The organism is Micromonospora ureilytica (genome assembly GCF_015751765.1).
Taxonomy (GTDB): Bacteria; Actinomycetota; Actinomycetes; order Mycobacteriales; family Micromonosporaceae; genus Micromonospora; species Micromonospora ureilytica.
This window is the reverse complement of the sequence record NZ_JADOTX010000001.1, coordinates 3591254-3614389: the sequence shown is the minus strand read 5'-3', so window position 1 is coordinate 3614389 and position 23136 is coordinate 3591254. Positions and strand designations below refer to the sequence as shown.

Below are 23136 nucleotides of genomic sequence, written 5' to 3'. Positions count from 1 at the left end.
CTCACGGTGCGAGGCCGGCCTGGATCGCCAGGATGGCGGCGCGTACCCGATCACGGCTGCCGGTCTTGGCCAGCACGTTTGTCACGTGGGTCTTGACGGTGCTCATCGACAGGTAGAGGCGTTCGGCGATCTCGTTGTTGTTGAGCCCGGCGCCGATCAGGGCGAGCACGTCGGTCTCCCGAGTGGTCAGCTGGTAGGCCGCCAACTCCACGCGGGTGGCGGGGCCGGTCGCGCGGACCCGGTCGAGCACGGCGCCGGTGACCTCGGCGGACAGGACCGCCTCGCCGGCCGCGACGGTGCGCACCGCGGCGATCAGATCGCGGGCGCTGGACCGCTTGAGCAGGAACCCGCGTGCGCCGGATGCGATGGCGTCCAGGACGTACGCGTCGTCGTCGAAGGTCGTGACGACGATGACGGCCGGGGCGTGTGGGATCGTGGCCAGTTCGCGGGTGGCTTGCAGGCCGTCGAGCACCGGCATGCGGATGTCGACGAGGGCGACGTCGATGCGGGGGTCGCGACGAACCGCGTCGAGGAACTGCCGGCCGTCGGCCGCCTCGGCGACGACGTGGATGTCGGGTTGGGACCGCAGGATCAGGCTGAAGCCGTCCCGGACCAGCTCCTGGTCGTCGGCGATCGCGACGCGGATCACGGGTTCGCCACCGGCAGGTTGGCCTGCACCACTGTGCCGCCGCCGGGGCGCTGGCTCAGCTCCCAGCTGCCCCCGCGCGCGGAGACGCGCTCCCCGATGCCGAGCAGGCCTGAGCCGCTCGTGGGTGTGCGGGGCGGTCCGATGCCGTCGTCGCTGACGCGCAGGCGGGCGTGGTCGCCGATGCGGACCAGTTCGACCCAGGCCGCCGTGGCTTTCGCGTGCCGGGCGACGTTGGTGAGGGCCTCCTGGGCGATGCGGTAGAAGGTCAACACCCCGATCTCGTCCAGGCCCGGCTCGGGGTCCAACTGGACCCGCACCGTCACGCCCTGCTGGCGCAGCGGCTGCGCGAGCAACTCGTCGATGTCGGACAGGCGCGGCGGCGCGCTCACCGCGATCGACGCGTTCGGATCGCGCAGGTGCACGACGAGCGTGTCCAGCTCGCTCAGTGCGGTGCGGCCACTGCCTGCGATCGCCCGCAGCGCCGCCCCCGGGTCGGCACTGAGCTGGCCCGCCTCGGCCTGCACCACCATCGCGGTGACGTGGTGGCCGACCACGTCATGCAGCTCGCGGGCCAGGTTGGTGCGCTGCTCGAGCCACGCGGCCTGGCCGCGCAGGTCGTCTGTCTCCCGAGTGAGGGCGTATCCGCGTGACCACGATCGCAACAGGATCGCCAGGAGGTAGCCGGCCGTGACGAAGAAGAACGGTTGCTCGTACAGCCCCCGCTCGTGGAGCAGCGCGGTGGCGAGGGCGCCGACCGCGCCGACCAAGCCAGCCGCCCACCCCAGCCACGGGTGCCGGGCGGGGTCTTCACAGACCGAGACGAACACCAGAGCGGCGGCCGCGAGGCCCAACTGCACCGACTCCCCGGTGCTCACGACCGCCACGAACCCCGCGCAGACCGCGAAGACCAGGGTTCGGTAGCGGGGGCGCAGCGCCGTGGCCCCGAGGCCGACCGGCAGCACCAGCCACGCCCAGCCCGCCGGCACGGACACGCCGTCCTCGACGGTGGTGACCACGGCGGCGATGATCAAACCAACCGCACCGTACGCGAGTCGGCGCACTCGCTCGGGGTCGCGCAACCGTTCGCGGATTCCAGTCATCACCTGGACAGTCTCCGTGACCAGCCGGAAGACCGGCCAGTACCCAGGTACCGGATCGGCCGGCACCCCGGTGCCACCCTCGGGACCAGATCGGCACCGCGGCACGTTCCGCGAAAACGCTCACCGGACCACTCTGCGGAGGTGACTCTCGTTGACTCCCGCGCCGCCATCACCGTCGGCCCTCTTCGCACGGTTCCCAACTACATCACCGCCATTCGCACGGTCGCCGCTGTCACCGTCGGTATCGTGGCCCTCGTCTCCGGGTCGGTGGCATTGATGGCGGTATCGTACGGTATCTACTGGATCGGTGACGTGCTCGACGGCTGGACCGCCCGCCGACTCGGACAGGAGACCCGAGCCGGGGCCGTCTTCGACATCGTGAGTGACCGCGCGTGCACCGCCGTACTCTGCGTGGGCCTGGTCTCCCTCATCCCTGACGTCGCGGTCGTGGCAGTGGTCTTCCTGCTCTCGTTCCTGGTGCTCGACACCATGCTGTCGCTGGCGTTCCTGTGCTGGCCCGTGCTCAGCCCCAACTACTTCCACCTGGTCGACCGGCGGGTATGGGCATTGAACTGGTCGCCCGTGGCCAAGGTCGCCAACACCGCAGGGGTCATCGGGGCCATCGCGTTCGAGCAGTACCCGCTCGCACTGGGCGTCGCCGTCGCCGTCGTCGCGGTCAAGCTGTGGTCGATAACGGCTGTGGTCGGGCTGCTCGAGCGGGACGGTCGGGCATGAGCAGCCTCGGCGAGGCGGCGGTGGCGCTCGGCTACGGTCTCGCGTCGGCGCTCGTCCCGGTCGTCAACGCCGAGGCGTACGCCGTGGTCGCCGGCCAACGTGGCGGCCACGCGCTGATCGCCGTGGTCGCTCTGGCGCTCGGGCAGACCGCCGGCAAGCTGCTCCTGTTCGAATCGGCGCGACGTGGATCGGGGCGACTGTTCCGGAAGGTCGCGCAACGGAGAAAATCGGGTCGCGCGGCGGCCCGGGCCGCACGGTGGACCGAGCCGATCCGGCGCTGGCTCTCCCGCCGCCGCACCGCCCTGCCGACCGTGCTGGTGTCCGCGGCGGTCGGGGTTCCACCGCTGGCCGTCGTCAGCCTCGCCGCGGGCACCGCGGGCCTCCGACGCTGGGAGTTCGCCGGCGCGTGCCTTTCCGGGCGGGTGCTCCGCTTCGCCCTCCTCGTCCTGCCGGCGGTGCTGGCCTGACCGCAGGGACGCCGGTCAGAGGAGCCGCCCGTCGTGGGCGAGCAGAGCGATCTGGGTGCGGTTGTCGAGATCCAACTTGGTCAGGATGTGCGAGACGTGGGCCTTCACCGTCGTCACGCTCATCAGCAGCCCGCTGGCGATCTCGGCGTTGGAGCGTCCCTGCCCGATGGCCAGCACGACGTCGCGTTCCCGGGGCGTGAGCACTGCCAACCTCTCGTGCGCCTGCTCGTACGACTCGGCCCCCGACGCGACCCGGCGCATGAGGCGGCGCGTCACGCCCGGGGACAGCATCGGGTTGCCGGCCGCGACCGAGCGGACCGCCTGGCTGATCTGCTCGGGCGGGGTGTCCTTGAGCAGGAAGCCGCTCGCGCCGGCGCGGAGGGCGCGCAGCACGTGCTCGTCGGTGTCGAACGTGGTGAGCACGATGATCTCGGGTGGCCGGTGGCGGCGACGCAGGCGTTCGGTGGCGGTGATGCCGTTGACGCCGGGCATCCTGATGTCCATCAGCACCACGTCGGGCAGGTGCCGGTCCACCGCGGTGATAGCGGTGGCGCCGTCGGCGGCCTCGCCCACGACGGCGATCCCGTCGGCGCCGTCGAGCATCAGCGTGAGCATTCCCCGGACGAGGGGGTCGTCGTCGACGATGACGACCCGGATCGGGCCGGTCACGTCGGCCACGGCAGCCACGCGGTGAGGTGGAACCGGCCCGCGGCGTCGACGTGGTGGGCGACGCGACCGCCGCTGAGCGCGGCCCGTTCGGCGAGGCCGATCAGGCCGGTACCGGCGCTGCCGGTGGCACCGCTGTCGGGCGTGGTCGGGTTGCTCACCGCGATGCTCAGACCGGAGCCGGGCGCCCCGCCGAGCACCAGCCGGACCGGCTGGCCGGCGGCGTGCTTGCGGGCGTTCGTCAGTGCCTCCTGCGCGATCCGGTACGCGGTGCGGCCAACCGTCGGAGGAATCTCGACCGGCGGGCCGAGCGGATCGTCGACCTCGATCTGTTGCCCGGCCGCCCGCGCCTCGTCGACCAGGCGGGGCAGGTCGGCGAGGGTCCGGCCGGGTGGTGCGTCCGTCGGCGACTCGGCGTCGTCGCTGCGCAGCAGGGTGATGACCTCGCGCAGCTCGTCGAGGGCGTGATGCGCGCTGGCCCGGATCACCCCGGCCGCGGCGCTGAGCCGCTCGGGCGGCGCGTCCGGCCGGTACTCCATCGCGCCGGCGGCCGCCGCCAGCAGTGACAACCGGTGGGCCAGCACATCGTGCATCTCCCGCGCGATCCGGTTGCGCTCCGCCGCCCGCGCCTCGCCGACCCGTCGTTCCTGCTCCTGCTCGGCCCGCCGGGCCCGGTCCCGCAGCGCCGCCAGCAGGGCGTTGCGGGCCTGGGCCCAGGTGCCCCAGCCGAGCAGGGCCGCGTACGCGATCGCCATCAGCAGAAGCCGCCACCCGTACGGCAGGCTGGGCACCGGTCGCCAGAACGCCTGCACCGCCTCGCCCGCCACGCCGACCACCGCCACCGCCACCGCTTGCCGAAACGGCCGGTTGCGGGCGGTGAACAGCACCGCGAAGCTGGCCACCGGCGTGGCCACCGGAGACAGCGCGACGAGCAGGCCGGCCAGCACGCCACCGACCTGTGGGCGGCGGACGACCACCGGAACGAGGGCCAGGGCGGCCACCGCCAGCCCGACGTCGACGCCGACCAGGCCGGTGGAGCTGGACCGGGTGGCGGACCACAGCATGGTCGCGACGAGGACGCCGATCGCCACGGTGGTCACGGCCACCGGGACGGAACGCCACGTCCGCGGCGGCTTGACCTCGCACGTCGCCGCATCCACATCGCGCAGGTTACTGGGCTCGCGGCGGGCCGTACCACCTTCTTTGGTAGTACGCCGAGCCGCCGGTGGACGTACCCGCCGCGGCGTCTGGACCGACGCGTCCGGCCCGGTCCGGTCCGCAGACTCGGACCATGACGAACAACCTTCTCCTGCGACGAGCCGCGGTGGCGGCCGGCGCGATCGCGGTGGCGGTGGCCGAGTTCGCGCTCCTGGACTCGGCGGCCGGTGTGGACCTGGCGGTCAGGTCCGGAAGCTCGACCCGGCAGATCAGCGTTGCCGCGGTCATCGTGGCCGCCGCCGTCGCGGCACTGGCCGGCTGGGCGCTGCTCGCGGTGCTGGAACGCCGCACCAACCGCTCCCGCGTCTGGTGGACATCGGTCGCGGTCGCGGTCCTGCTGCTGTCGCTCCTGGTCGGGCCGCCGAGTGGCGTCGGCGGGGGAGCGAAGGCGACCCTCGCGCTGCTGCACCTGAGCGTCGGCGTCATCCTCATCCTCGGCCTGCCGCGGTCGCGTCCGGAAGGGGCGAACCGATGACCGCGCTGACCGTGCGCAAACAGGACGGGGCCTTCGTCCTCGACTCCGGGGCGCGCGCCTCGCTGGGCACCGGCTGGACCTGGCGGTGTGGCGAGATCCGCACTGGCACCGGCCGTTGGACTGTCGCACCGACCGACCGCCGACGCATCGGGTTCGCCGCCCGGGGCGAGCACGGCGTGCCGGTACGGCTCAACCCGGGTCGGTCGCACATGCCGGGACCCGGCGGGGTGGCCCGCTGGGCGCCCGGTCGCTGCGGCGGTGAGCTGGTACGCGACGGACACCGCCTCGCGATAGGCCTCCCCGGCCGACGCGGCGGGCCGATCCGGGTCGACGTCACCGGCGAGTGGGCCGAGCTGGAGCTGGTGGTGCTCACCGCCTGTTTCGCGCTGATGAGTCAGCGGCGGCGACGCACCCTGATCGTGATGGCGGTCGTCAGCGCGGGCGGTGGGTGACAGCCTGCCCAACGGCGAGGGCGAGTGCTCAGAGGATGCGACGGAGCACCCTCTCCACGGCGTCGATCAGCGGATCACCCTCGGTCCGTGGATGCCGGGCGAGGCCGAACTCGACGTCCGGCAGGACCGGCAGGGCGTCCGCGTCGCGGCAGATCATGACCGGTTCGAGGTTCGCGGGCATGAGCGCCGCCACGCCGAGCCCGGCCCGTACCGCGGCGAGCACCCCGACCAGGCTGTTGCTCTCGAAGGCCACCCGCCAGCGCCGATCGGCACGCTCCAGCGCGTCCAGCACGGACGTACGCCAGGAGCACGGGTTGGAGAACAGCACCACCGGCAGCGGATCGGCGCTGACGTCCACACCCTGCCCGGTCGCCCAGACCAGCGGGGCGCGCACCGTCCAGCGCGGCGGCCCGGGAATGTCCGGTACCGCGTCGAGCACGAGTTGGACGCGGCCCGCCTCGTAGGCCTCCCGCATGGCGGCGTTGGAGCAGCTGAGCACCTCCAGCGTCGCGCCGGGATGCAGGCGGGCGAGGTCGGCGAGGGCCTGCGGCAGGTGGGCAGCGGCGAGGTCTTCGAGCAATCCGACGCCACAGTGGCCGGTGAGCGCGCGTCCGGTTTCGGCGAGTGCCTGTGCGGAGAGCGAGAGAATGCGTTCGGCGTATGGCAGGAGCTCCTCGCCCGCCCGGGTGGGCGAGACACCTGACGACGAGCGGTGCAGCAGCGGATGGCCGACGACGCTCTCCAGTTTGCGCAACTGCTGACTCAGACCGGGCTGGGTATGGCCGAGCGCTGTCGCGCCGCGGCTGATGCTGCCCTCCCGCACGGCGGCGACGAACGACCGCAGCAGGGTGATCTCCAGATCCTTCGCCATAAGCACGCATTATGCCGGACTCAACAAGATGGTGTCTTCTTATGGCGGGCGGAGGGAATTAGCGTCAATGGGGTGACCGGATACCGGCAGGTGCTCGCCGTGCCAGGGATGGCGCCGCTGCTGGGCGTCTCGCTGCTCGCCCGCACCGCGATAACTGCCGATGTGATGGCGCTGACCCTCTTCGTCGTCCTGGGCCTGGAGCTGAGCTACGCGGCGGCGGGTGGTGTGGCGGCGGCCCTGACCGCCGGAGTGGCGCTGGGCGGCCCACTGCTCGGTCGCATGATCGACTCGCGGGGCCTGCGCCTCGTCCTGCTGGTGACCGTCACCGCGCAGGTCGTGTTCTGGCTGGGCGTGCCGGTCCTGCCGTACGGGTTCCTGCTGGTCGCCAGCTTCGTGGCGGGCCTGCTGATGGTGCCGGCCCAGGCGGTGGGCAGACAGGCGATCGCCGCGATGACGACGGCCGAGCAGCGCCGGGCCGCGTTCGCGCTGGAATCGGTGCAGGGCGAGCTGTCGTACATCGTGGGGCCGGCGGTGGTGATTCTGGGCGCGGCGACGGTGTCCCCCGACGTGGTGGCGTGGGGGGTCGGCGCCGCGATCCTGGCCGGTGGCGTCGGTATCGCCGTGCTCAACCCGCCGATGCGGGCCCAGGACGAGGGGGAGGCCGGCGCGGGGGACCGACCCGCACGCCGGCAGTGGTTGGACGCCAGGATGATCGCCGCGCTGATGATGGCGTTCGGGACGACGACGCTGCTCAGCGGCGTCGACCTCGCCATCGTCGCCACGCTGCGGGAGGCCGGTCAGGTGTCCTGGGCCGCCGTGGTCGTCGTGGTGTTCGGCGTGTCGTCCGTCATCGGCGGGCTGATCTACGGCGCGCTGACCCGGCCGCTGCCCACCTGGCTGCTGCTCGGCCTGCTCGGGCTCGTGACGATACCGGCCGGGCTGGCCCGCGACTGGCCCTGGCTGTGCGTGGCGGTCGTTGGCAGCGGGCTCCTCACCGCGCCGACCCTTGGCACGGTGGCCGACGCGGTGAGCCGGCTGGCGCCGCCCGGTGTGCGGGGCGAGGTCATCGGTCTGCAATCGTCGGCGCAGAGCGCCGGTTTCGCGCTCGGATCCCCGCTCGTCGGCGTGGCGATCGACCTCTCCGTGCCGGCGGGCGGGTTCGCGACGGCCGGCCTCGCCGGCCTCGCCGCCGCACTGACCGGATACCTCCTGTCCCGCCGCTCGCCCGCCGTGCCGACGAACGGCGGGACACGACGCGGGCTCACCGACCAACTCCCGTGGGCGAGCCAAGCCGATAGACCATCAATTCGACGATGATCGCCTACTCCTCGGCGTCACACCTGGCGCGTACCGGAAGGTTTTCCGGTCGCAGGCGAATCCGGGCGGCGCGTAGCCGGGGGACGAGCGACCGTCGGCTCCGACCCGACGGCGCGGCCGCGACGCGTGTCCACGGCGAGCAGCGTGAGCGCGGCCAGCGTCAGCAGCCCGCCGGCGAGTGCGAGCGGGCGTGCCCCCGAGGCGGGCAGGAGGGCGCCGCCGAGCAGTGATCCGCCGGCGATGCCGGCGTTGAAGGCGGTGCTGACGCCGGCCGACGCGATGTCGGTGCTGCCCGGGGCCAGTTGCAGCATCCGGTTCTGCACGGCCGAGCCGAACGCCGCGTACGCGAGGCCGATCCCGGCGAGGAACGCGACCACACCCGGCCGGAGCGCGCCGAGCGCGTACAGCCCGAGCAGCGAGGCCGTGCCGATGCTCAGCGGCGTCAGCAGCGACGCGATCGGTCGGGTGTCCAGAGTCCGGGCCGCGACCAGCGTTCCGACGACGCCGGCCGCGCCGGAGACGAACAGCAGCGGTGCCAGCACCGCGTCGGCGAAGCCGCTGACGTCGAGCAGGAACGGTGTCACGTAGGTCTGCAGCGTCATGAAACCGCCGATGCCGAGGGCGGTGGCGATCAACAGCACGGCGAAGCGCCGCCCGTCCGGTGCGGAACCCCGGGCCGCGCCGCCGGCGGCCGGGGGATAGGAGGGGAGGAGGACCAGCACCGCGGCGGCGATCGCCAGACCGACCCCGGCGAGCACCGCGAACGCCGCACGCCAGCCGGCTTGCTGCCCGAGCCAGGTGCCGAGGGGTACGCCGAGCACCGGGGCGAGCGTCGCCCCGGTCGCGAACAGCGCTACCGCCCGACCGCGCACCGCGACCGGGAACGGCCCGATCGCGGTCGCCGTGGCGATGGACCAGAACAGTGCCTGGGCGAGGGCGGTCACCAGGCGGGAGCCGGCCAGCACGGCGTACGACGGCGCGAGCGCGGCGGCGGCGTTCGCGGCGGCGAACAGGAGCATCGTGCCGCCGAGCAGGTGCCGCCGGGGGATCCGCTGGGTCAGCCGGGTCAGCGGCACCGACGCCAGCACCACCACGACGGCGTACCCACTGACCAGCAGACCCACCTGTGAGCGGGATCGGCCGAGGTCGGGGGCGATGTGGGTCAGCAGACCGACGGGCAGCAACTCCGTCGTGATGAAGGCGAACGCGGCGAGGGACAGCGCGACGAGCACGGCCCTGGCCCTTCGCGGCGACACTTCCGGTGCCATGGCCACCCCCATTCCAGGGGCCACCGTAATGGAGGGCCCGACGCCCGCTCCGCTCACGGGCCTCGGCGGCCGGGTTCTCCGGTCACTGTCGTGTCCGGAACGGGGCTAGGACGGCGCGGATCTGATCGGCCGCGCCCCAGTCGTCGTCGAACTGGGCCAGCACGGCGAGGTGTTGTCGCAGCTGGATGACCGGCATGCGGGCCTCCCAGTCACCGTCGAGCGAGGTCAACTCCGCGTAGACCTCGAACATCCGTCGTGCCTCGGGCGGGGGCGAGGTGGACCAGACGTGCGCGAGGTCGACCTCGGCCCACATGTACGACACGGCCGGGTCGATCAGCGCGGGCTGTCCGTCCGCGGTGGCCAGGATGTTCTGTGCCCACAGGTCACCGTGCGTCAGGCACGCCGGCCGGTCCGGCAGCAGGTCGGGCAGCCGGTCACAGAGCCGTTCCAGCGCCGCTCGGTCTTCCGCGTCGAGCGCCGCCTCGACGCGGGGCTGATCGAGCCAGCGAAGCAGCCGGTGCTCCGCGAAGAATGCGAAGCCGTCGTCGTTCCACGTGTTGATCTGCCGGCGACGGCCCAGCCAGTTGTCGTGGTGCCAGCCGAAGCGAGGATGGGTCGTGCTCAGGTGCAGGCGGGCGAGCAGGTGCGCGAACTGCTCCCAGAAGACCTCGCTCCGCGGCCTCGCCCGCAACACCGACAACACCAGCAGGTCCCGATCCGCCAGGATCACCTCGGGTGTCGCCACGCCGCCGAGCTCGCGCACGGCGGCCAGCCCTTCGGCCTCGGCGACGAAGACGTCGTCGGCTGGCGGGTCGGCGAAGGCCTTGACGAACACCGGCGGAGCATCCCGACGGGTGGCGATGCCCGCGAGCGCCGCGAGCCCGCCCGTCACCGGCTGCACCGTGACGACCTCACGCATACCGGCCCGGTGCAGACGCTCCAGCAGGGTCATCCGGGACGCTCCTCAGGTCCGACGTACGAGGTCGGCCGATCCTATGTGGCTGGTCACAGCTGCCGCTCCCGGTGGCGGGGGTGTTGGACACTGCTGGGCATGGGTCACGTGTCGGTGGATCGGCAGCGGCTGGAGCGGGTCGTCCAGGAGTTCGGCGCCCGGTGGACGAGTGACGCCGCCGACATCGAGACCTACCTGGCGGCACAGGCCTCCGACACGAGTCACCGCGACGTGGTCGGCCCGCTGCTTGCCGCCAGTGGGGCCAGTGGTGTGGTCCGGGTCGCGGGTCGGGAGGTCGCGGCCTGGGGCGACCCGGACGTCCCGGAGATGGCCTTCAGCGTCACCAAGTCGGTCGTGTCGGTGGTGGCCGGCCTGGCCTTCGACGACGGCCTGCTGGTGCCGGACCAACCGGTGCACCAGGTCGTCGACGTTCCCGAGTTCCAGGGGCCGCACAACGAGCAGATCACCTGGCGTCATCTGCTGCAGCAGTCGAGCCAGTGGGACGGCGAGCTGTGGGGCAAGCCGACGAGCGTCGACGCGCAGAGCTTCCGCGAGGGGACCGAGGTGCACGGCACACCCCCGGGGCAGGGGTGGGCGTACAACGACGTGCGGATGAACCTGCTCGCGTACGCGCTGACGCTGCTGTTTCGCCGGTCGCTGCCGGACGTGTTGCGGGAGCGGGTCATGGACCCGCTGGGCGCCTCCGACCGGTGGTCGTGGCACGGGTACCGGACGAGCGTCGTCGACCTCGACGGCCGCCGGACCGAGGTGGTCTCCGGCGGCGCGCACTGGGGCGGGGGACTGATCGTCCCGGCCCGGGACCTGGCCCTGATCGGGCAGCTCTTCCTGGACCGGGGGACCCATGCCGGGACCCGGCTGCTGAGCGCCGAGTGGGTTGACCAGTCCTGGGCTCCGTGCCCGGTCAAACGGGAGTACGGCTATCTGTGGTGGCTCAACGATGAGCAGGTGCCGTGGCCCGGGGCCCCGGCGACCGGCCGCAGTGCCCGGGGCAACGGCGGACGACACCTCCTGTGGGTCGATCCGGCCCGGGAGCTCGTCCTCGCCTCCCACTGGACCGAAGAACCGCTCGATCTGATCCGGGAGGTTTCTCGTACCGTCGTCGAGCAACCGGAATAGTCGGGTAGGGCCGCGTCGCCGGTCGGTCAGGGTCGGTTGTGGACGAACCACGCGTCACCGGCCGGTAGGGCGACGGCGACCTCCCACTGGCTCAGTTCGAGGTCCGGAGCGAGCGCCTTGAGCTGACCGGCGGCGGCCCACGCCTCGTCACCCGGCGTCGGGCGCCGACCCACCTGAAACTGCAGCATGGTGCCCCACGACGCGACCAGGCGGGCATCCCACCGGTGCCGCCACTGCGCCAGCACCTCGCCGAGCCTCTGCCGATCCTCCTCGGTGAGGGCGCCGTAGAAGTCCACCCAGTACGCCGAGCTGCGCACGTCGCTGGTGGGCAGCAACATGAGCAGGACGCTGTCCGGCTCGTACCAGTAGTCGGTCTGCGTCACGAGCCGCACGTTGCCGAGCACCTGGGTGTGCAGGTCGGCGTCGGTGAGCAGCCTGTCGTACAGCGCCCGCTCCAGCGCCGGGAGCGGCGTCGGCAGCACCATGTCCGGCACCAGGGCGGTCAGGTCGACGCCCGTGGTGCCGCGAGCGTAGAACTCGATCTCGTCCTCGTCGACCTGTTGGTCCTCGCTGTAGTGGCGGTAGGTCAGCCAGGGTTCGGAGGATGCCGCCGCTTCGGCGAACGCGCGCAGCTCCGACGCCGACGGACCCTGCTCGGGCTCGGACCGGATCGTCAGCGCGTCGTCGAAGTCGTCGGTGACCAGGACGGGCCGGCGTCCGATGACCGGCACCAGCGCCTCGGCGGCCCGCCAGACCTCCTGCAGACGGTCGGGGTCGACGTCGGTGACGAGGACGGTGCCCGACGGGCCGTGCCCGATCGGCAGGCCGGCCAGTGGCGTGCCCAGGAAGGCCGTTTCGATCTGGTCGAGGTCGTCGCGCACGCCGACAGCTTTCCCGGTCAATCGAAGTGGTCGGCCAGCTTGGTCAGCTTGCTGACATACGCCGGCCAGTCGTAGTCGTCGGGGATGTTGGTGTTGCCCCGCCGCAGGCCGATCGCCGCGTCGTGCTGTTCGCGCATGATGTCGGCGTGCCCGGCGTGCCGGGCGAGATCGCAGGTCACGTGGATGATGATCCGCTGGAGCGTCACGTCCCGCCGACCTGGCTGCCACCACGGCACCTGCCCCGGCGCGTCGAGCGGCAGCTGCTCGATCGTCTGGTCGGCGAACGCGCCGACGCGGCGATACAGGTCGATCAGCCCGTCCTTCGTCTCGTCCTCGCGGGCGTACCAGTCTGCCTGCGGGTCCTCGTCGAACGCCGCCATGGGGACCAGCTCGTCAGGCGTCGGGAACTCGCGACCGAACGTGGGCCCGAAGTAGCCGGCTTCGACATTGAGGCAATGCTTGAGCGCGCCCAGCAGGTTGTTGCCGGTCGCGGTGCGGGGCAGCCTGGCCTCCCGTTCGCTGAGCCCGTCGAGTTTCCAGATGAGGTCTTCGCGGTTTTCCCGGAGGTAGTCGTGCAGAGCGGCCTTCGCATCGCTCAGATCAGCCATGCCCGCCAGTCTTCCCTATCCGCCGGACCGTCGCGCACCCTCGGCGGGCCGGTGCCGGGGCACCGACCCGCCGCGCGACTCGATCTGCCCGGGGCGTCAGCTGCCGCTGCAACTCGCGGTGGTTCCGCTGCCGCTGCCGGTGCCCTGGAAGCCGAAGCTGGTGGCCTGACCCGCGGCCAGCCGCCCGTTGTAGCTCTGGTTCGCGACCGTGATGGTCCCGCTGGTGCCGCTGCTGACCCCGTTCCAGAGCGAGCTGACCGACGCGCCGCTCGGCAGTGTGAGGGTGACCCGCCAGCCGGTCAGCGCGGTGGTTCCCGCGGTGACGCTGACGTTGGCGACGAATCCGCCGTTCCACTGGTCCTGGACGGAGTAGACAGCGGTGCAGCCGGGGGTGCCGGTCGGCGGGGGCGTGGTGGGCGGTGGGGTGGTGGGAGGTGGTGTGGTGGGTGGCGTGCCGTCGTCGAGCGTCAGGTTCTTCTGCTGGACGCTCCACTGGCTGCGGCACAGACCGCAGTCCGCGCCGACGAAGTTGCGGCCGGCGGTGGTGTCGCCCTTCAGGCGCCACTTGAAGTAGAGAGTCGCCACCCGGCCGAACTCGCCGCCGTTGGCCTGGTCGTAGGTGCCGCCATGCCCGACGTTCAGGTTGCCCATGAAGGCGGGCAGACCGGCGGGCAGCTTGCCCCAGTCGTCCATGGCGTTCGGGTAGGCGATGTCGCTGGGCCCGCCGACGAAGTAGGCGATCGGCTTGGTCAGTCTCCTGAGCTGGTAGTCGTCGGCGTCGTTCAGCAGACCGCTGCTGAAGATGCCGGTCGTGGTGACGCGCGGGTCGTTCGAGACGGCGTACGCCTCCAGGCCCCCGCAGGAGAAGCCCGCGACGGCGACCTTGCTGGTGTCGATCTTGTTGTAGTACTTGCTGCCCTGCCGGGAGTTCTCCGCGACCGCCCAGTCGATGGACTGGGTGAGCATCTGGGAGGTGGTGGAGCCGGATCCGTTCGGGGCCCCGTTGGCGATGGCGAGGAAGCCGTGGGAGGCGATCTCGCGGAGGAAGTTGCCCTGGGACAGGCCGTTGGCCGAGCAGCCGCCGTTGCCCCACACGACGATGGGCAGGCGTTCGGCCGGGAGGGTCTGAGGTCGGAAGATGGTGTGATTGGCCAGGGTGGCCGAGGTTTCGTAGTCGGCGGGATAGGGGCCGGAACCGCCGACGGCGGCGGACGCCGGTGTCCCGCCGAGCGCCATGAGCACGGAGGTGACCGGGACGATGGCGGCCGCCAGCCCCGCGTAGATCTTCGATCGCCTTCTCATTGACCCTCCAGCACACGTCACGGTGGTGCTCCCGGCAACCTGGCCGCGGTCCCCACAGGCGATCCGATGGGAGCTGAATGCAGTTACTATCACTGGCGTAACGAAAAGTGTCAATGTCTGGTCTGGTCTGACGGCCCGCTGTCGCCGTCAGACGGCCAGGTGCCGCCGGTCGGCTCGGGCCGCGAGGGATTCCTCGACGCCTGGAAGTGGGTGATCCACGACGAGGCCTCCGACCAGTGCGGGGAAACCACCTCGACGAGACGCGCCTGAGCGAGCGAGCCGAGCGTGCTGTGGATGTCCAGGAAGGTCTCCCTGGCCTCCTGGCGAGGCCAGGGCTCCGGTAGCAGATGCGGCGGTAGGTCCGGGTCGATGTCCGCGAACCTCCGCCAGGAATCCATGGCCGAGGTCCGAGCCACCAACGCCCGGGCCGCATCCACCTCCCCGCCGCGCGCGGCTGCCCGCAGCTCCGCATAGTGCTGAATGAAACTCGAGTACGCGGAGGCGAGGCCGGTCAGGTCGTAGGCGGAGGCCGGACCGTGTGGACCTGCCTCCTCGTCGAACCGGACATGCAGGACCGACCACCGGGCGCCCTCGACGTGATGCAGCAGCTCGCGCAGCGCCTCCTTCACCGGCGCGGCGTCGGATCCCGGCCGGATCCACACGCTGTCGTACAGGCCCACGAAGCCCAGCGCGCTCAACGACCTGCGGAGCGCGTGACGGGACGCCTGGCCGGAGTTCGGGATGGAGAAGGACGCCTGCACCCACTCGCCGGTCCAGGGCGTCGGGTGGGAGCCGAAGTTCAGGAAGTGCTGCATCCGGGAGCGATGCTTGGCGATCGCCTGCGGTGTGAGGTGGTAGACCGGCGGCCGTCCCTTCCCCCGCGTGGCGATGAGACCACGCTTGACCAGCCGGGACAGCGCGGCACGGGCACTGGACTCGCTGATCCCGAACTCCCGCAGGATCGCGATGACCGCTGTCGACGGCAGGTCGGCATCCGCGGAGTCGAGGTACTCGCCGAGCAGGGTCGTCAGGAGGTGTTGCGGGCTGGACCCGGCCTGGGCCCGGGGAATTCGGACGTCGTCGGCGGGCTCTCGGGCGTTCACCCCACCAGACTGCCGCACCACGATGCGCACGGCCTCGTCGAGCGGGGCGGGGGTAAGGCGCAGCCAGGGGCGGACGGGAGCACTATCGTTCTGGCGTGCACATCCGTTTCGACATCCCCGCCGATCCCGCCTACCCGGGCCGGGTGGCCGCCGCGCTCGGCAGCGTTCGACTGCGCAGATTCGGCTATATCGGAGCGGTCCTGGCGGTGGTCGGGGTCATCGGTCTCGTCGTCTCGCAGGGTTTCGGGTGGGGCGAGCGGAGTTCACCGCTGTGGACGGCGCTGCTCGTGGCCGGCGTGCTGTCGATGCTGTACCGACCGTGGGTGCTGGCGCGTGCCCGCCGCCGCTCCGGTAGCTACGCCGTCGAGGGCGCCTACGACATCACCGATGACAACATCATGATGCGCAGCGGCTCCGAGTCCGGCGGGATCGCCTGGGACGGGGTCGCCCAGGTGCGGGACGTCGGAGAGTTCTGGGTCGTGTACGTCGACCGGATGCCGGCGACCGTGATCCCGCGCTGGCTGATGTCCGCCGAGGATGCCGAGACGTTGCACGCGTTCCTGACCGAACGAGGGCTGCTGCGACGTCGGTGAGATCAGCTGCCGCACGCCGCTGGGGGATCGGGCTACCGCATCCGCGCCCCTGATCGTCTGCGGCTACCTATCCTCGACGGGGGATGCACCAATCCGAGTAGTGGCCGTCGGCCCGACGGCTTACAGGAGGCCGTCATGAGCAGCACGGATCGACCCGAGGGGATCAGCCCCACTGCTGTGGAGTCAGCACCAGGGTTGTGGCGGATCGATCTGCAACGGCACGACCTCAGCATCCCCGGGCGGGAGGTCATTCAGACCCGGGTGGAGTTCACGCCGGACTCGCCGCCGTTCAAGCATTTCCACCCCGGCGAGGAAATCATCTGTGTTCTGCAGGGAACGCTGGAATACCGGCTGGAGGGGCAGCCGCCCATGGTGTGCAATCCCGGCGACGCGCTGACGGTCCCATACGGTGTGCACCACCAGGCGCGCAATGTCGGCGACGGTGTGGCTGTCGAACTGGCCACGTACGTCGTCGAGAAGGGGAAACCGCTTCTCACCAAGGTGGAGTGAGATCTCCCCGGCCGCACGTCTCCAGCCGTCCAGAGCACCGGGCCGGGCCGCATCCTGGTCAGACGGTCGCCGAGTCGCCGGGTCGCAGGTCGACGAGCACGTCCGTCAGGCCAGCGGTCTCGAAGGCACGCACAACGTCGTCGGCGCCCTGGGTGTAGTGCGCCCAGCCGTCCTGGTGCACCGGCACCACCGCCCGGACGCCGAGCAGGGCTGCCGCTCGTGCCGCCAGCTCCGCGGTCAGGGTGAGGTACGCCTCGCCGCGTGCCGCGATCTGGGCCGCGCCGAGGTTGAGGATCGCGATCTCAATCGCCGGGAACCGTTCCGCGACGACCGCCACAACATCCAGTGAGGCGTTGTCGCCGCTGACATAGACGGTCGGCCAACCGGTCGCCTCCAGCACGAACCCGATCACCGGGCCGTTGACCACGCCGATCTCCGGCGAGCCGTGCAGCGCCGGGACCGCCGTGACGCGCACGTCACCTACCTCGGCGTACTCGAAGGGCCGCAGGCCGATCGCCCCAGGGCCGAGATTCGGCGCCCCCGCCGTCGTGGTGAGCACCCGGCGGGCCCGGCGCGCGTACTCGCGCCCGGAGATGTCGAGGTTGTCGATGTGGTGTTCGTGCGACACGAGCACCACATCGACCGGGTCGAGGTCCGTGGCGGCCGCGCTCGGGCCGGTGTACTTGGTGGCGGTGATCGACCCGTTCTGGTACGTCCGCGGATCGTCGAAGGTCGGGTCCAGCACGACGCGGTGGCCCGCGTAGTCGAGGACGGCCGTGGGGCCGCCGACGGAGCGTACGGTCAGCTTGTTCACGGTGTTCTCCCTGCTTGTTGGTTCGCCTGCTCGCGCAGGGCCTGGTTCTCGGCGCGTAGGCGGGCGAGTTCGTCGCGTACCGGTGCGAGCGCGTCGGAGAGTTCCGCCTCGCTGAAGCGGGGCGTGATGTGTTGGGGGCAGTTCCAGTCATAGCCCTGCACGTCGACGGTGATCAGCCGTTCCACCCGGCCCGATGGCCCGGGCACGCTCAGCCTTGCCAGCAGGTCCTCGAATGCGGGGTCCCGCACGTCGACGACGCGCGCCGTGCCGATGATCTTGAGGCGGCGTTGGTGGGCGTAGTCCATGAGCAGCAGTGACACCCGTGGTGACGTGGCGAGGTTGCCGACCGACAGGTACTGCCGATTGCCGCGCAGATCGGCCCAGCCGAGGACGCTGTGCCCGTCGACGGGGTCGAGGACGTGCAGAAAGCCGGGCGGCCCGCCGCGGTGCTGCAGGTACGGCCAGCCGTTCTCGGCGACGGTGGCGAGGTAGAAGTTGTCGCGTTCGGTGATGAAAGCAGCCTCATCGTCACTGAATGTCGCGTCCGTGTCCCAACCAGCGGTCATGCGCTCGATGGCGGATCGGCTGCCGTAGCGCTGTTGCGTGGCGACCACCGACGCGGTGGTCAGTTCCTGCAGGTAGCGGTGTGGCATGACGAGCACCTTCCACGGGTCGGGCCGGGCGGGAGGGTCGGTCCTCCGGCAGGCGGACTGGTCCTGTCTAACCACCGTGAAGACTTTTACCGGTAAGAAGATACGTCGCAATGACTAACCTGTCAAATGCCCGACGGTGGTAAGGTTGCTCGCATGACACCTCGGCCGCTGGTGGGCGAACCCCTCGCCCTGGACCTGGTCAACACCCAGTGGGTCGAGCGGGGCCGCATGGTCGACCTGTTCGACGAGCCGGACGGGCTGCGGGGATGGCTCGCCGAACACCACCTGGAAGGTGACCCCGCAGCGGTGGAGCCCCCGTTGCGGGAGGCGCGGTCGGCCCTGCGCCGGGTCCTCGAACGGCCCGACGAGGACGCCGAACGGGGGATCAACGCGATCCTCGCCCGTGGCGCCTCGCGCTACACGCTTCGCGACGCGGCCGTGCAGGAGCAGCATGAGGTCGACGCCGGCTGGCTCCCCTCCTGGCGGGCGACCGTCAACTACCTGGACCTGCTGCGCCAGCAACCCAACCGCATCCGACGCTGCGGCAACCCCGCCTGCGTCCTGCACTTCTACGACACATCGCGCAACGGCACCCGACGCTGGTGCTCCATGGACGGTTGCGGCGCTCGAGCCAAGGCCGCCCGCCACTATCGACGCCAGCGCGTCACCCCTACCGCGTAGAGTCCTGGTCCCGCTCGGCGCGGTACGCGGGCAATTGTTGCTCGCGCGGCGCTTGCCGGGCGACGGTAGCCTCGGCCCTCGTGACCTGGCTACCCGATGATTTCGTCCACCCCGTCCACGTCCCGGTGCCGGACACCGCGCTGCATCTGCGGCCGATTCGCGAGGCGGACACCCCGATTGACTACCCCGCCGTGATGGGCTCCCGCGAGCGCCTGTGGCAGATCTTCGGGCCGGCCTGGGCGTGGCCCAGCGAGACGATGACCTACGAACAGGATCGCGTCGACCTGCTGCGCCACGAGAGGGAGATAGCCGCGCACCAGTCGTTCAACTACGCGTTGCTGGACGAGGGGGAGACGGCGATCCTCGGCTGCGTCTACATCGACCCGCCGGAGCGCGCGGGCTCCGACGGAGAGGTTTCCTGGTGGGTGGTGGACGACCTGGTGGGCAGCGAGGTGGAGGCTGCGGTCGACGCGCTGGTGCCGCTGTGGATCGCCGCGGACTGGCCGTTCCGCCAGCCCCGCTGTCTGGGCCGCGACATCGCCTGGCAGGACTGGCTGGCGTTGCCGCGCGTCTCCTGAATCCGGCCGGACGTGGTGGGGGCCAGGCGGGTCGCCTGGCCCCCACGGTCGGGCTCGGTCAGCCCAGGTACTTCTCCCACGGACCGGTGATGGCCAGGGTGAGGCCCGGGTCCTGCATGTTGACGAAGAGCACCTTGCCGTCCGCGCTGAAGGTCGGCCCGCAGAACTCCGAGTCGTTGAGCTGGTTGCGGGCGATCGCGTACGTGGGCCCACCAGGGACCGTGCTGAGCACGTGCGAGGCGCCAGTGCCGTCCTCGGCGAGCACGAGGCTTCCCCACGGGGTGACTGTCACGTTGTCCGGGCCGTCGAAGGTGAGGTCGGTGTACTTGACCGCCGTGCCCTCCTCGGAGGCGGTCTGGTGCGGGAAGTACGTCACCAGCTGGATGGTCTGGTTCCGGTAGTTGTAGAACCAGACCATTCCGTCGTGCGGCGCCGCGTCCGCCGGCAGGTCACCCTCGTCCCAGGCGTACGAGTTGACCACGTACACGCCCTCGTCGGTGGCCCACACGCCCTCGAACTTGCGCCCGCGGGTGACCTGGCCGTCGGCGAACTGCTCGCGCACCGACTTGGTGCGCGCGTCGCGGTCCGGCACCTCGATCCAGCGGACCGGGAAGGGGCGGCCCAACTGGGCGGAGGTCAGGTACGCGACGTCCGGCAGCACCGAACCGTCATCCATGATGATCTGCATCGCGGCGAGGACGCCGGCGTTCGGTGCGAGGCGGGTGAGCACGCCCGGGCCCAGCTTGACGCCGTGCGGCGCCGTCCAGCGGTAGAAGAGGCCGTTGGGCGCGTCGGCGTCCTCGGAGAGGTAGATCCGGGTGCGGTCCTTGTCGACGGCCAGGGCCTCGTGGGAGTAGCGGCCCAGGCACTTGATCGGCTTCGGGTCCGCGCTGCCGTCGGCCCACACCTCGAAGACGTAGCCGTGGTCCTTCTGGTAGACGCCGGACCGGTCGCCCTCTTCCCACGTGTCGCCGGCCCGGTCCTCGGTCTCCTCGCAGGTGAGCCAGGTGCCCCAGGGGGTCGGCCCGCCGGCGCAGTTGGAGATGGTGCCGGAGAGCGCCACGAACTCGCCCAGGTTACGGCCCGCGAGGTCGGTCTTGATCACGGTGCAACCGCCGGCGTCGACGGCGCCCGCGTCGTAGACAGTGCCCTTGACGTGCGGCACGCCGAACTCGGCGCCCGGGTCGATCTCGTGGTTCTGGATCAGGGTGTACCGGCCGTGGCCGGCGTCGTAAACGGCCATGCCGTCGTGGTCCGACGGGGTCGTGCCCTGGCCGCGGTCGAGCCGGGTGACGCCGGTCCGGGTGACCACCTTGTAGCTGAAGCCCTTGGGCAGGGCCAGGACTCCCTTGGGGTCGTCCACGAGCGGCGGGAAGGGCACGCTACCGGGCTTCACCGGCGGGTGCGGTCGAGCCGGGCTGGCCTGGGCCAGGGACGGCAGGCCGCCCGCGACCGCAAGGCCGACGCCGGCGGCGGCGCCGCTGGCGAGGAAGGTACGACGAGAGGAAGGCACGTGGATCAGCTCCTGGTCAGGACGTAGTGCGACGACTGGCAGCCAACCCCTGCGGACGGACAGCGACACGTCACCCGTGGGATCGGGCGGTGACATCGGAGTTAAGAATCGGGGTCGCTCGCCCGTCTCCGGGTCGGCGGACTTGACCCTGACGCTGCGTCAACCCTCCATGCTGCCGCCATGAGCAATTCGCGAGCAACAGCTCAGACCGAGCAACCCGCGATCCACGTGCGCGGCCTGGAGAAGTCGTTCAAGCAGTTGAAGGTGCTGCGCGGCGTCGAAATCGACGTGGCGCGGGGCAGCATCTTCGCCCTGCTCGGCTCGAACGGGGCCGGCAAGACCACAGTGGTGAGGATCCTGGCCACGCTCCTGCGGGCCGACGGCGGCACGGCCCGAGTCGCCGGCTTCGACGTGGCGACCCGGGCCGCCGACGTACGGCAGTCGATCAGTCTCACCGGGCAGTTCGCGGCGGTCGACGAGATCCTCACCGGGCGGGAGAACCTGACCCTGGTTGCCCGGCTGCGGCACCTCAAGGAGCCCGGTGCGATCGCCGACGACCTGCTGAGGCGCTTCTCGCTGACCGAGGCGGGCACCCGGAGGGTGCGGACGTACTCCGGCGGTATGCGCCGCCGCCTCGACATCGCGATGAGCCTGATCGGGAACCCGCCGGTCATCTTCCTCGACGAGCCGACGACCGGGCTGGACCCGGAGGCGCGCATCGAGGTGTGGCAGGCCATCAAGGAACTCGCCAACGGCGGCACGACAGTGCTGCTCACCACCCAGTACCTCGACGAGGCGGAACAGCTCGCCGACCGGATCGCGATCCTGCACGAGGGACGGATCATCGTGAACGGCACCCTGAGCGAGCTCAAGCAGCTCCTGCCACCCGCCGAGGTCGAGTACGTCGAGAAGCAGCCCACCCTCGAGGACGTCTTCCTCACCCTCGTCGGCGCCAAGACCGAGGAACAACGATGAACAAGCACTTCCTCGGTGACACCACAGTCCTCTTGGGACGCTCGCTGCGCCACATCGCCCGCAGCCCGGACACCATCATCACGACCGCGGTCATGCCGATCGCCTTCATGCTGCTCTTCGTCTACGTCTTCGGCGGCGCGATCGAGACCGGCACCGACTCGTACGTGAACTATCTGCTCCCCGGCATCCTGCTCATCACGATCGCCTCGGGCATCTCGTACACCGCCTTCCGGCTCTTCCTCGACATGCAGGGCGGCATCTTCGAACGGTTCCAGTCCATGCCGATCGCACGATCCGCGGTGCTCTGGGCGCACGTGCTGACCTCGCTCGTCGCCAACCTGATCTCGCTGGTGGTCGTCGTCCTCGTCGCCCTGCTCATGGGCTTCCGCACCGGCACGAGCCTGCTGGGCTGGCTCGCCGTCGCCGGCATCCTGGTGTTGTTCACCCTGGCGCTGACCTGGATCGCCATAATCCCCGGCCTCACCGCGCAGTCCGTGGACGGCGCGAGCGCCTTCTCGTACCCCCTGGTCTTCCTGCCGTTCGTCAGCTCGGCCTTCGTGCCCACCGCGTCGATGCCCGGCCCGGTCCGCGCCTTCGCCGAGCACCAGCCGGTGACCGCCATCGTCAACGCGATCCGAGACCTCTTCGCGCAGAAGCCGGTCGGTGCGGGCATCTGGACCGCCCTGGCCTGGTGCGTCGGCATCCTCGTGGTGGCCTACCTGTTCGCCAACCTGACCTACCGCCGCAAGATCTCCTGACCCGGTGTCGACCCAGGCTGGGCAAGGTACGGGCAGGATCAGGGCATGCTGACGATCAGTCAACTCGCGTCGTACACCGGCGTGACGGTGCGGGCAGTGCGGCACTACCACCAGATCGGCCTGCTGCCGGAGCCCGAGCGGGACGCCTCGGGCTACCGGCGGTACGGCGCCGCGACCGTCGTGTCCCTCATCAGGATCCGCACCCTCGCCAACGCGGGCGTGCCGCTGTCCCAGATCGGTGAACTGCTCGAAGCCGACGCAGCAGACTTCGCCGAGGCGGTACAGCGAATCGACAGCCATCTGTGCGACGAGATCGAACGTCTGGAGGCGAGCCGCAAGCAGATCGCGCAGCTCGCTGCCGGAGACAGTCTGACGCTCCCACCGGAGGTGACCTCCTACCTCGATCGGCTTCGGCAGATCGGGGTGTCGGAGCGGGTGGTGGAGGGTGAGCGGGACGGGTGGATCCTGGTTGTGGCGCGCTGGCCCGAACGCATCCACGAGATCATGCGCGCGAAACACGCGCAGCTCGCCGACCCCCAACTCGTCCGGCTCTATCTGCTCGGATCGGAGATCCTCGACGGCGACGCGGACGACGATCCGCGTCTGGAGGAACTCGCGGACATCCTGGCCGACCTTGTCGAGCAGGCGTACACCTCCAGCTCCAGCAAGAGCAACCGCGGCGAGACGGCACCGGACGATGTCCCATTCGACCTTCTGGACGCGCTTGCCGTCGAGGCCGACCCGCGAGCGCAGCGGTTGCTGGACCTGATGCGCAAGCGGGGCTGGGCCACGTGGACCCGGACCCGCCCGGAGCGGCTGGCGAAGCCACCGACCTGACCGGTGATCAGCTCTGTTGGTAG

At 71.0% G+C, this 23136-nt stretch carries 27 protein-coding genes; 13 read left to right on the top strand and 14 right to left on the bottom strand.

The features are described 5' to 3' along the window. Window position 1 precedes the first annotated feature (1 nt). Together IW248_RS16125 and IW248_RS16120 are read right to left on the bottom strand one after the other, a co-directional pair. Window positions 2-649: a response regulator transcription factor gene (locus IW248_RS16125; protein ID WP_196927675.1), complete on the bottom strand. Its 648-nt coding sequence runs from the start codon at window positions 647-649 to the stop codon at window positions 2-4. After that, on the bottom strand, window positions 646-1749 hold the full coding sequence (locus IW248_RS16120; RefSeq protein ID WP_196927674.1) for a sensor histidine kinase: 1104 nt from the start codon (window positions 1747-1749) through the stop codon (window positions 646-648). Before IW248_RS16120 ends, IW248_RS16125 begins: the two co-directional genes overlap by 4 nt. A gap of 141 nt (window positions 1750-1890) precedes the next feature. Between IW248_RS16120 and IW248_RS16115 the strand changes: the two genes are divergently transcribed. Together IW248_RS16115 and IW248_RS16110 are read left to right on the top strand one after the other, a co-directional pair. Further along, a complete protein-coding gene (locus IW248_RS16115) occupies window positions 1891-2484 on the top strand; it encodes a CDP-alcohol phosphatidyltransferase family protein (protein WP_196927673.1) in 594 nt (197 codons plus the stop codon). Next, on the top strand, window positions 2481-2951 hold the full coding sequence (locus tag IW248_RS16110; RefSeq protein WP_196927672.1) for a VTT domain-containing protein: 471 nt from the start codon (window positions 2481-2483) through the stop codon (window positions 2949-2951). Before IW248_RS16115 ends, IW248_RS16110 begins: the two co-directional genes overlap by 4 nt. 15 nt (window positions 2952-2966) lie before the next feature. Here IW248_RS16110 and IW248_RS16105 read toward each other — a convergent pair whose 3' ends face one another. Both IW248_RS16105 and IW248_RS16100 read right to left on the bottom strand, forming a co-directional pair. Next, complete coding sequence (locus IW248_RS16105; protein WP_196930223.1) at window positions 2967-3629, bottom strand: response regulator; 663 nt, start codon at window positions 3627-3629, stop codon at window positions 2967-2969. Next, window positions 3617-4777 (bottom strand): sensor histidine kinase, encoded by a 1161-nt coding sequence (locus tag IW248_RS16100; RefSeq protein ID WP_307787987.1) that lies wholly within the window; start codon window positions 4775-4777, stop codon window positions 3617-3619. Before IW248_RS16100 ends, IW248_RS16105 begins: the two co-directional genes overlap by 13 nt. A 131-nt stretch (window positions 4778-4908) precedes the next feature. Here IW248_RS16100 and IW248_RS33110 point away from each other — a divergent pair, with 131 nt between their 5' ends. Both IW248_RS33110 and IW248_RS16090 read left to right on the top strand, forming a co-directional pair. Then, a complete protein-coding gene (locus IW248_RS33110) occupies window positions 4909-5310 on the top strand; it encodes a DUF6069 family protein (RefSeq protein WP_231396326.1) in 402 nt (133 codons plus the stop codon). Next, window positions 5307-5762 (top strand): hypothetical protein, encoded by a 456-nt coding sequence (locus tag IW248_RS16090; protein WP_196927671.1) that lies wholly within the window; start codon window positions 5307-5309, stop codon window positions 5760-5762. Before IW248_RS33110 ends, IW248_RS16090 begins: the two co-directional genes overlap by 4 nt. Window positions 5763-5790: 28 nt before the next feature. Here the strand turns inward: IW248_RS16090 and IW248_RS16085 are convergent, their stop codons facing one another. Beyond that, window positions 5791-6633: a LysR family transcriptional regulator gene (locus IW248_RS16085; protein ID WP_196927670.1), complete on the bottom strand. Its 843-nt coding sequence runs from the start codon at window positions 6631-6633 to the stop codon at window positions 5791-5793. Between the two features lie 72 nt (window positions 6634-6705). On the opposite strand from IW248_RS16085, the gene IW248_RS16080 reads away from it, so the two are divergent. Beyond that, a complete protein-coding gene (locus IW248_RS16080) occupies window positions 6706-7950 on the top strand; it encodes an MFS transporter (protein ID WP_196927669.1) in 1245 nt (414 codons plus the stop codon). A gap of 17 nt (window positions 7951-7967) precedes the next feature. Here the strand turns inward: IW248_RS16080 and IW248_RS16075 are convergent, their stop codons facing one another. Then, window positions 7968-9218, bottom strand: a complete 1251-nt coding sequence (locus IW248_RS16075; RefSeq protein ID WP_231396325.1) for an MFS transporter — start codon at window positions 9216-9218, stop codon at window positions 7968-7970. 82 nt (window positions 9219-9300) lie between these two features. Next, window positions 9301-10170 carry a fructosamine kinase family protein gene (locus tag IW248_RS16070; RefSeq protein ID WP_196927668.1) on the bottom strand — a complete coding sequence of 290 codons (870 nt, stop codon included), beginning with the start codon at window positions 10168-10170 and terminating at the stop codon, window positions 9301-9303. Between the two features lie 99 nt (window positions 10171-10269). Between IW248_RS16070 and IW248_RS16065 the strand changes: the two genes are divergently transcribed. Beyond that, window positions 10270-11307, top strand: a complete 1038-nt coding sequence (locus tag IW248_RS16065) for a serine hydrolase domain-containing protein (RefSeq protein ID WP_196927667.1) — start codon at window positions 10270-10272, stop codon at window positions 11305-11307. A gap of 26 nt (window positions 11308-11333) precedes the next feature. Here the strand turns inward: IW248_RS16065 and IW248_RS33725 are convergent, their stop codons facing one another. The 4 genes from IW248_RS33725 to IW248_RS16045 form a co-directional block, all read right to left on the bottom strand. Beyond that, on the bottom strand, window positions 11334-12188 hold the full coding sequence (locus tag IW248_RS33725) for a DUF4253 domain-containing protein (protein WP_196927666.1): 855 nt from the start codon (window positions 12186-12188) through the stop codon (window positions 11334-11336). Between the two features lie 17 nt (window positions 12189-12205). Next, on the bottom strand, window positions 12206-12796 hold the full coding sequence (locus IW248_RS16055; RefSeq protein WP_196927665.1) for a DinB family protein: 591 nt from the start codon (window positions 12794-12796) through the stop codon (window positions 12206-12208). Window positions 12797-12892: 96 nt separating this feature from the next. Further along, entirely contained in the window at window positions 12893-14098 is a 1206-nt protein-coding gene (locus tag IW248_RS16050; protein WP_196927664.1) for a cellulose binding domain-containing protein, read from the bottom strand. A gap of 110 nt (window positions 14099-14208) precedes the next feature. Further along, window positions 14209-15201, bottom strand: coding sequence for a PaaX family transcriptional regulator (locus IW248_RS16045; RefSeq protein WP_196927663.1), 993 nt, complete (start codon window positions 15199-15201; stop codon window positions 14209-14211). Between the two features lie 95 nt (window positions 15202-15296). On the opposite strand from IW248_RS16045, the gene IW248_RS16040 reads away from it, so the two are divergent. Then, complete coding sequence (locus IW248_RS16040) at window positions 15297-15794, top strand: YcxB family protein (RefSeq protein ID WP_124819553.1); 498 nt, start codon at window positions 15297-15299, stop codon at window positions 15792-15794. Between the two features lie 135 nt (window positions 15795-15929). Then, a complete protein-coding gene (locus IW248_RS16035) occupies window positions 15930-16304 on the top strand; it encodes a cupin domain-containing protein (protein ID WP_124819551.1) in 375 nt (124 codons plus the stop codon). Window positions 16305-16362: 58 nt separating this feature from the next. On the opposite strand, the gene IW248_RS16030 is transcribed toward IW248_RS16035, so the two are convergent. Further along, window positions 16363-17118, bottom strand: a complete 756-nt coding sequence (locus tag IW248_RS16030) for an MBL fold metallo-hydrolase (protein WP_196927662.1) — start codon at window positions 17116-17118, stop codon at window positions 16363-16365. After that, window positions 17115-17882, bottom strand: a complete 768-nt coding sequence (locus IW248_RS16025; RefSeq protein WP_231396324.1) for a pyridoxamine 5'-phosphate oxidase family protein — start codon at window positions 17880-17882, stop codon at window positions 17115-17117. The genes IW248_RS16030 and IW248_RS16025 overlap by 4 nt, the downstream gene beginning before the upstream one ends. 42 nt (window positions 17883-17924) lie before the next feature. On the opposite strand from IW248_RS16025, the gene IW248_RS16020 reads away from it, so the two are divergent. Both IW248_RS16020 and IW248_RS16015 read left to right on the top strand, forming a co-directional pair. Next, the gene (locus IW248_RS16020; protein ID WP_196927661.1) at window positions 17925-18452 is read left to right on the top strand and encodes a CGNR zinc finger domain-containing protein; all 528 of its coding nucleotides are present in this window, start codon (window positions 17925-17927) and stop codon (window positions 18450-18452) included. 80 nt (window positions 18453-18532) lie between these two features. Beyond that, window positions 18533-19030, top strand: coding sequence for a GNAT family N-acetyltransferase (locus IW248_RS16015; RefSeq protein ID WP_196927660.1), 498 nt, complete (start codon window positions 18533-18535; stop codon window positions 19028-19030). A 58-nt stretch (window positions 19031-19088) separates the two neighbouring features. On the opposite strand, the gene IW248_RS16010 is transcribed toward IW248_RS16015, so the two are convergent. Then, window positions 19089-20543 carry an alkaline phosphatase PhoX gene (locus tag IW248_RS16010; RefSeq protein ID WP_196927659.1) on the bottom strand — a complete coding sequence of 485 codons (1455 nt, stop codon included), beginning with the start codon at window positions 20541-20543 and terminating at the stop codon, window positions 19089-19091. Window positions 20544-20723: 180 nt separating this feature from the next. On the opposite strand from IW248_RS16010, the gene IW248_RS16005 reads away from it, so the two are divergent. Genes IW248_RS16005 through IW248_RS15995 form a run of 3 tightly spaced genes read left to right on the top strand, consistent with a single transcriptional unit; the run spans window position 20724 to window position 23113 of the window. After that, window positions 20724-21518 (top strand): ABC transporter ATP-binding protein, encoded by a 795-nt coding sequence (locus IW248_RS16005; protein ID WP_196927658.1) that lies wholly within the window; start codon window positions 20724-20726, stop codon window positions 21516-21518. Then, entirely contained in the window at window positions 21515-22276 is a 762-nt protein-coding gene (locus IW248_RS16000; RefSeq protein ID WP_196927657.1) for an ABC transporter permease, read from the top strand. Before IW248_RS16005 ends, IW248_RS16000 begins: the two co-directional genes overlap by 4 nt. Before the next feature lie 45 nt (window positions 22277-22321). Continuing rightward, window positions 22322-23113 (top strand): helix-turn-helix domain-containing protein, encoded by a 792-nt coding sequence (locus IW248_RS15995; protein ID WP_196927656.1) that lies wholly within the window; start codon window positions 22322-22324, stop codon window positions 23111-23113. The last annotated feature ends 23 nt before the right edge of the window (window positions 23114-23136 follow it).